The sequence below is a fragment of the Mucilaginibacter sp. genome (genome assembly GCF_965201005.1).
Classification (GTDB): domain Bacteria; phylum Bacteroidota; class Bacteroidia; order Sphingobacteriales; family Sphingobacteriaceae; genus Mucilaginibacter_A.
On sequence record NZ_OZ241747.1, the window covers coordinates 2,378,979 to 2,392,973 of the forward strand.

Genomic DNA, 13,995 nt, shown 5'->3' on the forward strand with positions numbered 1-13,995 from the left:
TTAGCTATGGAAAGACAACAACACCTTTTGCATTCCGTCCTTTTGATAAATCGTCAAAAGCTTCAAAAATGTTTTTTAACGGATAAGTGCGTGTAATCATTTCTTCCAATAAAAGGCTGCCTTTATCATATTGGTTTATGATTTTAGGAAAATCAATTTGCGGGCGGCATTTGCCGTATAATGGGTTGATATATATTTTATCCCATTCAAACAAACGCATATCTATAGTGATTTCCTGCTCGATACCACTTACCTGAACGGCCGTTCCTGCGTTTCTGACCATGGCCAGCGGTGCCGCACCAAGCTGAGGGATTGCAGTGCATTCAAAGGCATAATCTGCGCCGTTCCCGCCCAGTAATTTTTTCACTTCCTGGGCTGCGTTCAAAAGCCCGGTGTCGTTTTTTTCGGCAATTATAAAATCAGTGGCACCAAATTGTCCGGCCATTGCTGATTTTTCCGGGTTGATATCAACTACAATAATGCGCACTGCACCAGAAATTTTTGCGGCCTGGACCACATTTAGGCCAACGCCGCCCGCACCCAAAACAACAACAGCAGAGCCAGCCTTAACTTTTGCCGCATTTACAACGGAGCCATAACCCGTCATCACGCCGCAGCTGATGATGCTGGCCGCCGTGAAAGACATTTTTGGGGAACCGTTTTTTACTACCGCTGATGATTTGACCAGTGTATATTCTGATAAAGTACCCAGATTAAAAGACCGGATGATGGGCTGGCCCTTCCACCTGGTACTTTGTAAAGTTGCATGTCCGGGCGTGTATCCGTTGCCGCCGGCCACAACCGGAGAATTGTTTTCACAGATATTCTGGTTCCCTTCCAAACACTGGAAGCACTGGCCGCAGGGTGTGGCCCAGTTTAAAATCACGGCATCGCCTTCTTTTATATGGCTTACTTTGCTGCCGGTTTTTGCAACAATGCCCGAACCTTCGTGCCCCAAAACCATCGGCTTTCCCCAGGCCAAAGAATCATGATCTGTATGGCACAAACCGGCTGCTTTTAATTGCACAAGCACTTCATCTTCTGCGGGTTCCAGTACCTCAATTTCATCCAGCACAATATTTCCCCGGCCATCTGTAATAGCGGCGTTACAGTACATAGTAGTTTAATATAAAGTTTTTCATAAATGATTTTGTGGTGTTTAAATTTGATCAGTCAGGTCTGATGCTTCTTTTATCGCCTAAAAATTAGCCCTGTCTTTTTGCTGCCGGTTAATCAGCAGGTTGTTAGTTGTCGTCAACATAAATATCGCTTTGGCCAATCACGGTTTTAATGCCTAAATAACTGTTTATAAAAGAAGCGTTCAAGGTAAAAAATGGACTTTTAATAGTTCATATTATCCTTTTTCCAAAAAAAATATCGGCATAAACATTTGTTCCTGATCATTTCCTTTTTGGCGATTTTTCGGTCAACACAACGTATGATGCTGTTTTTATGGCCATAAAGTTACCAGCGGATTTTTTTTGCAGGTAAAAAAGTATATAAACTTTTGGTTTTTTAGGTGATAAAAGAAGCATCGGGAACAATCAGGAGAAAACGTAAACAACCCGTTAAATTTGCCCCGCAAACTTTTTCCGGTAACCCAAAGGGCTTAGTCTGGTTTTCCTTTTGAACAGTTTATAAAAATGAGACACGTCACTAAAACCACTTTCAAAAGAAATATCCGAAATACTTTTATCAGAATAAATCAACTGCTGGATGGCGTAATCGATGCGGTAACCGGTCACCGTTTCCATAAACGTTTGCCCGGTTATCTTTTTGTAATATTTGCAAAATGCATTGGGCGACATGTTTGCGATTGCTGAAGCTTTGTTCAGGAAAACTACGTCTTTAAAATTGTCCACTATATAACCAATCACCAAGTTGATCCTTTGCTGTCTTACCGCAGATTTTTCGATCGTCATGCCTTTTTGGTGCAGCAACACAAATCGTTTGGCCGTAGCCAGCGTATGGAGGATTTCCAACAGTGAAATCAATCTTTTAAACGGTTCTTCTTCAGAAAGCTTTAACATCTGAGCCTTGACATCGCCAACAGTTTCGCCCAAAAACTGTATGCCGTGCGCGCTCCGTTCCAAAAGTTGCAGGATTGCGGCCAGTTCCGGAGTTGAAAAGAAACCGTTACCCAAAAAATCTTTGTTGAACTGCACCACGACCGACGAAGCGTTCAATGCCTCAGGTCCGCCCGGTCCGGTTTTCCAGCAATGCGGTAAATTTCCGCCAAGCAAAACCAAATCGCCTGCGCCGTAAACAGCCATGCCATTGCCAACGTAGCGGTTCCCTTCGCCTTTGACGATCAGCGTCAGTTCAAACTCCGGATGAAAATGATAAGGAGAGGTGAACTCCTTTTGCTCGAATTTGCGGACCGCGAAGGAATAATTAGTGTTTGGGTTAACTGGTTCAAAAGCTGCTCTTGTCATGTTGCTTCTTCATATTTTCATAAAAATAAGCTTTCAATATTAAAAATGGATAATAAATGCCACAAAAAATCACATTTATACCCTGAAAATCAGTTTTGTAAAGACTTATTTAGTAACGTAAACCGAAGATCAATTTAGCGTTCAAAGCCCGTTGCTTTTGTTGTTTGGCAGGAAAGCACATATTGGCAAATTAAAGTTTCAAGCTGTTGACCAATTTTTTCATGGCATTTTTGGGGCCTGGATTTGTTGGTTCAAGAGCCTGTAAATAAAAAATAATCCGACCAAAATGATCTGGTAAAAACAGTATAACCATTATATATTATGAGAAGAACATTTACCTATTGTCGAAATTCAGTTGAGCCAAGGTCATTCCCCAAAATTCCCTTGATTCCAAAACTTTTCTTTTTAATCCTGATTGGAATAACTGACAAGGGATTTTCGAAAAGCCCATTGACGCTCAATCGTAAAACACTGGTTGAGATTACCCACAAACATTTTGCCTGGACATCAGAAAAAAACAATCAAACAGTGCCTATAAGTGGAAAGGTGACCGACGACACTAATCAGCCCCTTCCTGGCGTTAGCGTAACGATAAAAGGGACCAAAATTGGCGCACAAACCGGTCTTGACGGAAGATATTCCCTCAATGCGCCAAACGCTAATGTAACACTTGTTTTTTCGTCCATCGGATTTTCAAGCCAGGAAGTATTGAGCAATGGCCTTATTATTGTCAACGTCCAAATGAAAGCCAAAGCAAATTCTTTAAATGAAGTTGTTGTGGTTGGTTACGGTACACAAAAGCGCGCCTTGGTTACCGGTGCTGTGGCAAGTGCAAATATCGATGCCTTCCGGGATGTGCCCAACACCAATATTGCACAGTCATTGCAGGGAACAGTTCCGGGCTTAAATGTTGGGCCGGTTACATTTGCCGGATCAACGCCTTCAATATCCATACGTGGTTTAAATACCATCTCAGGCAATAGAAGTGTATTGATCATTTTGGATGGAATACAATATAACAACTCTTTGTCATCCATCAACCCGGATGACATTGCTTCTATTGACGTTTTAAAAGATGCCAGTTCTACAGCAGTATATGGTGCGCAGGCAGCAAACGGTGTTATTTTGATCACGAGCAGAAAAGGGCGCGATAATTCAAAACCAAGAATAAACTTTTCAACTTCTTATGCCACATCTACGCCTTCCGGCAATATCCGGCCTATGAACCGGCAGGAATACCTGGACCATGTGCGCAACCTTTATTATACCAGTGCTTATCTGGCACCGGATTATACAACGCCCAATCCTGCGTTCAACTTAGCGAGTAAAATTGATGCGTCGGAAAAGGATGCCTCCGGCAATATCCTGCCCAATAATTTCAATTGGTACGATGCAGCTACAAAAACAGGTTATGTAAATGACAACCAACTCAGCATATCAGGCGGCGGCAACAAAGTCAACTATTTGATTTCGGGCGGACTGACCAACCAGGCAGGGTTTATCATCAACGATTTGTTTAAAAGAAAAAATATCAGGATCAATGTGGAAACCAAACCGGCAGACTGGTTAACAGTGGGTGTGCAGTCTTTCGGCTCGTTTGTAAACAACGATGGTGCCGAACCAAATTTATCATTAATCCTTAACCAGGCACCATTATTAACTCCGTATAATGCTAATGGAGATTTAGTCCCATATCCTTTTAACACGCTGGATCCAAATCCTTTCGCAACTTATGATGTAAGTGATTATGAAAGGCACAATTATTTGTTTGCAAACATCTATACTGAAATAAATTTTCCATTTTTAAAAGGATTAAAATACCGGATGAATTTTGGCAACAATGCCCGCACAGACGAGCATTATCAGGCAAGTAAATATGGCGCAGGGTTAACAGGCAACGCTTATAAATATAATGAGCAATACTATGATTACACCATCGACAATATTTTGACATACAACAGGACATTTAAAAAACACGGCGTAACGGCCACCCTTTTATATGGTGCAGTAAAACGTAAGGACGAATCTACAAATGCTTCTGCAACTGGTTTCCCAAGACTGACTTTAGGCTACAACAGCCTGCAACAGGGAACTAACCAGTTCACCAATTCAAATGCGTATTCAGAAGCATTGAATTATCAGATGCTAAGGCTTAATTACAATTACAGTGGTAAATATTTACTAACGGCTACGGCACGGCGCGATGGGTTTTCTGGCTTTGCCGCAAATAATAAATATGCAGTTTTCCCTTCTGTTTCAACAGGATGGATTTTAACAGAAGAGCCTTTTTTCAAAATGTCCTGGGTTAATTTTCTTAAACTACGCGCCGGATATGGCGTGAGCGGCAACCAAACTTCCCGTTATTCTTCCTTAGATCAGGTATTTACTCAACCTGCTTATGTTTTTGGCAACGGCGGGACAACCCAACAAGGTCAATTTGTAAGTACACTTTCAAACCCAAACCTGAAATGGGAAAAAACATACGAAGTGGATTTAGGGCTTGACTTTACTTTGCTGAAAGGAAGATTGTCTGGTAGTTTTGATTATTATAACCGCCATACCAAGGATTTACTTTTTAGCGTTCAGATTCCAAACATTACCGGCTTCGGAAGTATCAATACCAATGTTGGCGAAGTTGGGAACAAAGGTGTCGAGCTATCATTAAATTCGACCAATATTGACACAAAAGAATTTAAATGGAGCAGCACTTTTAGCTTTTCGAGGAACGTCAACAAGATTATTTCCCTGTTGGGTACCGGAGATTTGATCGCAAGCAATTTATTTATCGGCCATCCAATCAATACCATATACGACTACAAAACCAACGGTATCTATCAAATTGGAGAGCAAAATATTCCAGCAGGATATTCCCCCGGAACCTACCGTATTGTAGATACCAACGGCGATGGTAAAATTACGGTAGCCGATAGGGTTATACAAGGTTCAGGGGACCCGGCTTTCCGTTTTAGTGTTCTAAACAATTTCCAATATAAAAACTTTACCTTTAGTTTTTTCGTCAACTCTATTCAGGGCGGCGTAAACGGTTATTTAGGTGGTAACGCTCAATCACTTGCATTAAATGATAATTCCGTGCGATGGAATTATATCAGTTCTGTAAACTTCTGGTCGCCAATAAATCCAAATGGGGAATACCCTATGTTTATGGTAGGGCCAACGGTAAACCCTAACGTGTACAGGAACAGGAGTTTTGTAAGGTTACAAGATGTTACCTTGTCTTACAAAATCACGGGAAATTTTGTCAGGAAACTGGCCATACAGAACCTTAGTGTGTTTCTAAGCGGTAAAAATTTAAAAACCTGGACCAATTGGGAAGGCTGGGACCCGGAAATAGATAATGGCGGGCTAACCATTGGGGGCAGGCCACTTTTAAAATCATATTCATTAGGTCTTAACGTAACATTTTAATCTTAACGATAATGAAAAAAATATTTAGTATCACTTTTATATTGCTGATCAGCACATTTTTCTCCTGCAAAAAAGGGTATCTTGATGAAAAACCGCTTGATTTTCTAAGTTCTGCAAATGCACTGGTTACCAACGTAGATTTTAATATTGCCATTAACGATATGTACCGGGTAACCAGGATAGAGTTTTTCAGCCGTGACGAACAGCGGCCGTTTGATTATATATTCGGGACCGATATCGTTTTTGACGGGCAGCCGGATGTAGCCCGCCATACTAATATGGCTGCGGCTTATGCGCCTTCTGGTGGCCTGAACATCTCTTTGTCCCATTGGTCTGCTTTGTATAAAATCATTTCCGAGGCCAATACCATTATCGGCCGTATTCCTGCATCTTCGATGACAGACGCACAAAAAACCCAGGCAGAAGCCAAAGGAAGGTTTTTCAGGGCATTTGCCTATCGCACTTTAGCTTATCTTTATGGGGGCGTACCTTTAATACTATCTGAAGTAACCACCCCTAAAACGGATTTTGTGCGGGCAACAAAAGCGGCCGTATTAAACCAATGCATAGACGACCTGAAATTTGCAGTAATCAATTTGCCTGCAATAACTGCAGTTCAGGATGGGGAAATAAGTAATTTAGCAGCAGGTCATTTGCTTGCTGAGGTTTATCTGGCAGCAGGCCAATTCCAGAATGCCGCAGATGCGGCAACGGTTGTAATCAATAATCCGGCAGTTGCTTTAATGAAAAACAGGTTTGGTTCTAAATCTACGGTTACTCCCGGCGATGTGTACTGGGACCTTTTTCAACCTGGCAACCAAAACAGGAAGTCTGGAAACACAGAGGGCCTTTGGGTGATCCAGTTTGAAACCGATATTCTTGGCGGAGGTTCCACTTCAACAGCAATGGCAGGGTCTTACCTGCTGGAAAGACAACATGCACCTTTAGTGCGGGATTTAACAGTAAACGGCAAGGCGCCATTTTTGTGGCCGGTTGATGATTATACTGGCGGACGTGGCATCGGCTGGGCAATATCCACCAAATATTTCAGCGATGTGATCTGGCAAAGTGATTTTACCAATGACATCCGTAATTCCAACAACAATTTTGTACGCAACTTTATAAGCAACAACCCTGCTTCGCCGCTTTATGGAAAAGTGGTTTCTACCCAAAACCCACCTGCAGGCGTTACTGTACCTTCCCGTGCTTTTTACGCTTACCAATCCAAATGCACCACGCCCGGCGGTCATCCTACCAATTTAATATTAGATCCGGTTTTGCATACGCTCAAGGCCACGGCAGGCGGTACTTATTTAGACCAGTATATGTTCAGGCTCGCCGAAACCTATCTGATCCGGGCGGAAGCTTATTTAGGTTTAAATAACTTGGTGAACGCTGCTGCAGATATCAACGTGGTAAGGGCAAGATCCAAAGCTTCTCCTGTATTCCCGACAAATGTAAATATAGATTACATCCTTGACGAACGCATGAGGGAATTTGGTGTAGAAGAAAAAAGAAGGCTCACATTGATGCGTTTAGGATTATTGTATGACCGCGTAAAACGTTTTAATCCGTATTACAACGATGTACTGCCTAAATATAACCTTTGGCCAATTCCGGCAGATGAAATTGAACGGAACAATACCGGTAAACTGGAGCAAAACCCCGGTTACTGATGTGCCGATTTCCAACCAGTTTCAACCTTTAATCCTTCATTAAAACCTTACGTGGCCAACATGCTTCTTTTATCGGTATAAATTCAGTTTTAAAAGATTTTTAGTCATAAAAGAAGCTTGTTGGTTTTTTGCTTGATATAAAAAATCAACTATTGTCACAAAATTTATTCTTCGATTTTTTACCAGTAAAAGAAGCATTGCACAGCAGGTACGGACACCTTTTGTTAGTTAACTAAAATGATCAAATCATTCACTATTGCTAGAGTAAAACGGGTTATGAAAAAATTTATGTTTACATTATGTTGCTGTTGTATTCTTGTTGTTTATACAGGCAATCCTTTGCTTGCACAAGCCGTTCCCGTAAAAGTTTCTTACAATTCCAACAGCGGCTATTTTCCATTGGTAAATAAAAGTAAAGCAGCTTCTTTATATATTGATGCTGCTGATGCGGAAGTGGTAAGTATTGCAGCAACGGCATTTCAAAACGACATCAAATTGATGGCAGGATTAAGTCCGGCCATTATCAGAAACAGCAAAAATTTAATTGCTTATCCGGTCATCATCGGCACGATCGGGCAATCAGCTTTGATCAACCAGCTCATCAAAAGCAAAAAAATACAGGCAGAAAAAGTACGTGGTAAATGGGAAACGTTTTCAATAGCAGTAGTCAATAATCCTTTTCCTAAGGTAAAACAAGCATTGGTTATTTTTGGGAGCGATAAGCGCGGAACTGCTTTTGGCGTGTTTGAACTTTCGCGGATGATGGGCGTGTCGCCATTTGTTTGGTGGGCCGATGTTGTACCGGCTCACCATGATGCAGTTTACATCACGCCCGGCAAAAGTATAGAAGGGCCGCCATCTGTAAAATACCGCGGTATATTTTTAAACGATGAAGACTGGGGTTTGCGCCCTTGGGCAGCCAAAAACATGGATGTCGATAAAAAAGACATCGGCCCGAAAACGTACGCACATATTTTTGAGCTAATGCTGCGGTTAAAGGCAAATTATTTGTGGCCGGCCATGCATCCAGGAACCAAAGCTTTCTGGTATTATAAAGAAAACCCGGTGCTTGCACGTAAATACGCCATTGTAATGGGTTCTTCCCATCATGAACCCATGCTTCGGAACACCGAATTTGAATGGAACGAAAATTTTAAAGAAGAATATGGCAAAGCGCATGGCGATTGGCGTTACGATACCAATAAAGAGGAGATTTATCGTTTTTTTGATGACCGGGCAAAGCAATCCGTAAACAATGATGCAATTTACACGGTAGGGATGCGCGCCACAAAAGATGGCGCCATGTCTGGCCCGCCAACAGTACAGGGCAAAATAAAAGTCCTGGAAGACGTAATCCATGATCAGCGGGAAATCCTGGCCAAACGTTTGGGCAAGCCTGCCGATGAAATCCCGCAGCTTTTTTGTCCGTACAGAGAAGTGCTGCCGCTTTACCAGGCCGGTTTGAAAGTTCCGGAAGACGTTACGATTTTGTGGGTGGACGACAATCACGGTTATATCCGCCAGCTATCTAACCCGGCCGAACAAAAGCGTAGTGGCGGCAGCGGCGTTTATTATCATTTTTCTTACTGGGGCACACCGCAGGATTATTTGTGGCTGTGTTCAACCTCGCCTACATTAACTTCTTACGAGATGACCAAGGCCTATCAGTTTAACGCCCGCAGGATATGGGTTTTTAACGTGGGCGATTTAAAACCCGCTGAACTGGAAACGCAGTTTGCCATGGACCTGGCCTGGGACGTAAATAAATGGCCGCCCGAAAAAGCCGGTGATTATGCACTGTCCTGGGCAAAAGAAACTTTTGGCGAAGCTTATGCGCTTCGGATTGCGGCCATCAAAGCTGAATATTACCGGTTGGCGGCGGCCGGAAAACCGGAACATATCGATCTTGTATCTTATACGGAAGCCGAAGCTGACCAGCGGTTGAAAGATTATCAGGAGCTGGCTAATCAGGCTCAGGAACTGGCCAAAAGCATCCCTGAGCGTTTGCAGGATGCTTATTATGAACTGATCCTGTACCCGGTTGAAGGCGCGAAACTGATGAACGAGAAGATTTTATATGCTAAAAAGAGCATCGGTGCCGATGTAAATGCAAACGCGGCCGTTTCCTATCTAAAAAAAGCACAACACGCTTATGATCAGATACAATCCCTCACCAAAAAATATAATGATAGCATAGCTGGCGGCAAATGGAGCGGCATGATGGACGCGCATCCGCGTGAGATCCCCATGTTTAACGCGCCACAAAAATTATTGGATCAAAACAGGCAAAACCCAGCATATAGTCTTGTTAAAGACAGCAGTATAGACCATATACCGGCATCTGCTTATCAGCGCAAACAGGATTTGAAGGGTTTTTCTATCAAAACCATAGCAGGGTTAGGGATTACCGGCCGTGGTGTGACCGTGTTGCCCTTCCCGGACAAATCTTTTGCAGAAAACGAAATAAGCAAGGCACCTTACGTAGCGTACAAAGTTAAGCTTGCCAAAGGCAACAACCGGATAACCGTAAAATGCCTGCCTACTTTTCGGGTTTACGACGGCTTGCTGATGCGTTACGGCATCGCTGTGAACGATGGTCCGGTGCAAGTGGTCGGTTTGAAATCTTTTTCCGAAACCAAGCCCTGGGAAATCAATGTTTTGAGGGGTTACACACAAGGCGAAACGGTTTTTAAAGCGGACAAAAACGAAGAAACAACAGTAAAGATTTATTTGCCCGATCCGGGATTGGTGATCAACGAGCTGGAAGTAAAGCCGCTATAACCAACCTAAAAGGGGAACAAATCTTTCATGCTGTTTTTATGGCTGTATTATCTTTAAACATAAAGGCAGGATGAAAGATGTTCAATTTCTGAATAAATTGAATATCAGAAACTTATGCACAGTTCGGTGAGTGTAAAAATCCGTTAATTTACTCACCGAATCACGCACTTTTTTACCGGGAATCGGTGAATAAACACGGATTTGGACTAAAACAAAAAAGCCTGCAATCATTTGATTTGCAGGCTTTTAATACGTTTTGTTATCAAAATTTGCGGAGAAAGAGGGATTCGAACCCTCGGTACAGTTGCCCGTACACCAGCTTTCCAAGCTGGCTCATTCGACCACTCTGACATCTCTCCGTGGTTTTGGGACGGCAAACTTAGGGTTTTATCATTATAAAGCCAATAAAATCTTAAATTGGTTTTTGACTGAAATTTAGGTGATAAAAACAGCATCGGCAAAACCTTTAATCTTGCCAAAACCGGTTTCGGCACAAAACAAATTTCTTAATTTCGGCAATAACAAATTTAACCCGATAAAAGAAGCATGAAGCTTTACGTAATTAAAATTGGCGGCAACGTGATCGACAATTCCGAAAATTTACACCAGTTTCTGAAGGATTTTGCCGCGCTGGAAGGGCTGAAAATCCTGGTGCACGGCGGCGGGAAAGTGGCCACGCAAATATCGTCTGCTATGGGGATTGAAGCCAAATTGGTTGATGGCCGCCGCATCACCGATATTGAAACTTTGCGCGTGGTCACGATGGTTTACGCCGGGCTGATCAACAAAAACTTGGTGGCGCAATTGCAGCGTTACGGCAACAATGCAATCGGTTTGACCGGTGCCGACGGCAATTTTATCCGGGCAAAAAAACGCCCCGTTAAAACAATTGATTACGGATTTGTGGGCGATCTGGACAAGCATTCTGTTCGGGCAGAAAGTATTGGCAGATTACTGGATGCTTCTTTTACACCTGTTTTTTGTGCGTTGACACATGACGGCGAAGGACAAATGCTCAACACAAATGCCGATACGATTGCGGCCGCTGTGGCCGTGGCATTGGCCAAAATTTACGAAACCACATTAATTTACTGTTTTGAAAAGAAAGGCGTTTTGCAGGATATTGATGATGAAGATTCTTTGATCAGCGAGATTGACCCCGAACGTTATGAGCAGTTAAAACTGAAAAAGATTGTTTCTGAAGGAATGCTGCCCAAGCTTGACAATGCTTTTGATGCCATAAAAAGTGGTGTAAAAGAAGTTATAATTGGTCAGGCTGATGAGCTGCACCTGCTTGGAAAAAAATCAGCGTTTGGCACGACATTAAGAAACTGAAGTCCTGCAGATCAGTTCTATTTCTGCTCAAACCTGATTATTATTCAGCTTAAAATCAAATAAATACATAATTTAACTAAACAAATGATCAACAAAAATATCACAATCCTCGGCAGCGGCAACATTGGTTTATCTTTGGCAAAAGGCTTGGTAAAAGCCAATATTTCCAAACCTCAAAACATCACCCTGACACGCCGTAACCTTGCCGCTTTGCAGGCACAGGCCGATACCGGTTTTAAAACTTCCAACCAAAATTTACATGCGGTAAAAGAAGCAGACATTGTGATTATCGCCGTATTGCCGCAGCAGCTAAACCGCTTGCTGGAAGAGATTAAACCCGGTATCAACATTCAAAAACAGTTGTTCATTTCGGTGATTTCCGGCGTAAGTTGTGCCGACATCCGCAAACAATTAGAAGCTGATGTGCAGGTGGTGCGTGCGATGCCGAATACGGCCATTGCCATCGGCCAGTCCATGACTTGTATTGCCACTGACAATGCTTCCGCAGAAAACCTGAAACTGGTCAAATCCATGTTTGACACTGTTGGCATTAGTATCGAAATCAACGAAGAACTGATGACTTCGGCTACGGCTTTGTGTGCCTGCGGAATTGCTTTCTTTTTAAGATCGATCCGGGCAGCATCGCAAGGCGGAACAGAAATTGGCTTTCATGCGCACGATGCTTTAAAAATGGCGGCGCAAACGGCCAAAGGCGCGGCAGATTTATTGCTGCAGCTTGCCTCTCACCCCGAACAGGAAATTGATAAAGTAACGTCGCCAAAAGGCTGTACTATTGCCGGTTTGAACGAGATGGAACATAACGGTTTCAGTTCGGCCATGATCAAAGGCATTAAAACATCGGCCATCAAAGCCGGGGAATTGTACAAAGAGGACTGATGCTGTTTTTATCGCCTAAATTTTATAATTTGCTTCTACCCTAACCCGTCATTGTTATGGCTTCCCCGCGAAAAGCTGCACTTGGTTTTATATTTATAACGCTGCTGATTGATGTAACCGGTTTCGGCATCATTATCCCGGTACTGCCTAAGCTTATTGCCGAAATGATCCAGGGCAATTTAAGTCAGGCTTCGGTTATTGGCGGCTGGCTTACTTTTGCTTATGCCATCATGCAGTTTATGTTTGCGCCGGTTTTGGGCAATTTGAGCGACCGTTTTGGCAGAAGGCCGGTTTTGCTGTTTTCGCTTTTGGGTTTTGGCTTGGATTACCTCTTTCTCTCTTTTGCACCATCGGTCGGCTGGCTGTTTGTCGGCCGTACCATTGCAGGGATCACAGGTGCCAGTTTTACCACCGCTTCGGCCTACATTGCCGATATCAGCACGCCGCAAAACCGGGCGCAAAACTTCGGGATGGTTGGTGCTGCTTTTGGCATCGGTTTTATCATTGGCCCGGTTTTAGGCGGATTGCTGGGACAATATGGTTCGCGCGTTCCGTTTATGGCAGCCGCCGGGCTGAGTTTGCTCAATGCTTTGTACGGTTATTTTGTGTTGCCTGAATCGCTTGCTCCAGAGAACCGGCGGCCGTTCCAACTGAAACGCGCCAACCCGGTTGGTGCTTTGATGCAATTGAAAAAATATCCGGCCATCAGCGGCTTGGTCGTTTCCCTGATTTTGCTTTACACGGCAAACAACGGAATGCAAAGCACCTGGAGTTATTACGGCATGGAAAAATTTAAGTGGAACGAAGCCATGGTTGGTTTTTCACTTGGTTTTGTTGGTTTGATGACGGCTTTGGTGCAAACTGTTGTCATCCGCTGGACGATCCCGAAGTTGGGAACCGAAAAAAGCTTGTATGTTGGTTTCATTTTGTATGCGATAGGTTTGTTTCTGTTTGCGTTTGCTTTAAACGGATGGCAGATGTTTGTTTTTATTATTCCGTATTCGCTTGGTGGAATTGCTGGTCCGGCTTTGCAAAGCATCATGTCGGGCTTTGTTCCAGCAAACGAACAAGGCGAACTGCAAGGTGCGTTAACCAGTTTGATGAGCGCCACCACCATTTTTGCACCCGTAATGATGACGAGTTTGTTTGCTTATTTTACCAGTTCCAAAACGCCTTTTTTATTTCCCGGTGCGCCGTTTTTTGTTGGTGGGGTTTTGATTTTGGTTAGTACGGTGTTGGCTTATCGGAGTATGAAAAGGGTTCCGGTAGAAAAAAAAGTTTAGGCTGATGCTTCTTTTATCGGCTTAAAATTGTATCAAAGCGGGCTTTCAACCCTTGTTTATATTCTTTTCCCTTGATGGAAAAGAACCAAAAGATCAAGACAAACCCAATCCCTTTGGGCGTTTTGTTGACCCTACGCTCCTAGGCGGAGACTTTGCAATCGG

At 43.1% G+C, this 13,995-nt stretch carries 8 protein-coding genes and 1 tRNA gene; 6 read left to right on the forward strand and 3 right to left on the reverse strand.

Annotated features, from left to right (window positions below):
* Window positions 1–4: 4 nt before the first annotated feature.
* A complete protein-coding gene (locus ACOFKR_RS11035) occupies window positions 5–1,117 on the reverse strand; it encodes an alcohol dehydrogenase catalytic domain-containing protein (RefSeq protein ID WP_419800854.1) in 1,113 nt (370 codons plus the stop codon).
* A 451-nt stretch (window positions 1,118–1,568) separates the two neighbouring features.
* Window positions 1,569–2,435, reverse strand: a complete 867-nt coding sequence (locus tag ACOFKR_RS11040; RefSeq protein WP_419800855.1) for an AraC family transcriptional regulator — start codon at window positions 2,433–2,435, stop codon at window positions 1,569–1,571.
* Window positions 2,436–2,885: 450 nt separating this feature from the next.
* Here ACOFKR_RS11040 and ACOFKR_RS11045 point away from each other — a divergent pair, with 450 nt between their 5' ends.
* From ACOFKR_RS11045 to ACOFKR_RS11055, 3 genes are all read left to right on the forward strand, one after another.
* Window positions 2,886–5,861, forward strand: a complete 2,976-nt coding sequence (locus tag ACOFKR_RS11045) for a SusC/RagA family TonB-linked outer membrane protein (RefSeq protein ID WP_419800856.1) — start codon at window positions 2,886–2,888, stop codon at window positions 5,859–5,861.
* An 11-nt stretch (window positions 5,862–5,872) separates the two neighbouring features.
* Entirely contained in the window at window positions 5,873–7,537 is a 1,665-nt protein-coding gene (locus ACOFKR_RS11050; RefSeq protein ID WP_419800857.1) for a RagB/SusD family nutrient uptake outer membrane protein, read from the forward strand.
* 288 nt (window positions 7,538–7,825) lie between these two features.
* Window positions 7,826–10,318 carry a glycosyl hydrolase 115 family protein gene (locus ACOFKR_RS11055; RefSeq protein ID WP_419800858.1) on the forward strand — a complete coding sequence of 831 codons (2,493 nt, stop codon included), beginning with the start codon at window positions 7,826–7,828 and terminating at the stop codon, window positions 10,316–10,318.
* 272 nt (window positions 10,319–10,590) lie between these two features.
* On the opposite strand, the gene ACOFKR_RS11060 is transcribed toward ACOFKR_RS11055, so the two are convergent.
* A tRNA-Ser gene (locus tag ACOFKR_RS11060) sits at window positions 10,591–10,677 on the reverse strand.
* A 187-nt stretch (window positions 10,678–10,864) separates the two neighbouring features.
* Here ACOFKR_RS11060 and argB point away from each other — a divergent pair.
* The 3 genes from argB (at window position 10,865) to ACOFKR_RS11075 (ending at window position 13,833) form a co-directional block, all read left to right on the forward strand.
* Window positions 10,865–11,653, forward strand: coding sequence for an acetylglutamate kinase (gene argB, locus ACOFKR_RS11065; protein ID WP_419800859.1), 789 nt, complete (start codon window positions 10,865–10,867; stop codon window positions 11,651–11,653).
* A gap of 84 nt (window positions 11,654–11,737) precedes the next feature.
* The gene (gene proC, locus ACOFKR_RS11070) at window positions 11,738–12,550 is read left to right on the forward strand and encodes a pyrroline-5-carboxylate reductase (protein ID WP_419800860.1); all 813 of its coding nucleotides are present in this window, start codon (window positions 11,738–11,740) and stop codon (window positions 12,548–12,550) included.
* A gap of 56 nt (window positions 12,551–12,606) precedes the next feature.
* A complete protein-coding gene (locus ACOFKR_RS11075; RefSeq protein WP_419800861.1) occupies window positions 12,607–13,833 on the forward strand; it encodes a TCR/Tet family MFS transporter in 1,227 nt (408 codons plus the stop codon).
* Window positions 13,834–13,995: the final 162 nt, after the last annotated feature.